This is a genomic window from Pseudomonas sp. SIMBA_068 (assembly GCF_046534705.1).
GTDB classification, from domain to species: domain Bacteria; phylum Pseudomonadota; class Gammaproteobacteria; order Pseudomonadales; family Pseudomonadaceae; genus Aquipseudomonas; species Aquipseudomonas putida.
The window spans coordinates 1-253 of the sequence record NZ_JAWRYI010001093.1 but is presented as its reverse complement, the minus strand read 5'-3'; the positions used below and the strand labels follow the sequence as shown (position 1 = coordinate 253).

The window sequence follows — 253 nt, the reverse complement described above, 5'->3', positions numbered from 1 at the left end:
CGTGTTCCTCCCAAACCAAGCGCAATTTTCAATATTAATGCGTCAAGTGGAGGGTTTGACGAGAATCACTGAGGACTTAAGAGTAGTAAGCCTAGCCGATAACGACCATTTAAACATAGAGCTACAAAAATGCGAATTAGGTAAAAAAGTCATCGCTGACAGCTTGGAACTTAAAAGCAACTTAACCGCCGCGGGTCTTACTTTAACCTTAGACATAAGTAAAGAGCAAGTGTGGTGTGACCCGGGCCGAATA

Annotated in this window: 1 pseudogene; it reads left to right on the top strand. The window is 43.1% G+C overall.

The annotated features are described in order from the left end of the window. Positions 1 to 55 precede the first annotated feature (55 nt). A pseudogene (locus SB756_RS32845) lies at positions 56 to 253 on the top strand (two-component sensor histidine kinase); the annotation flags it as partial.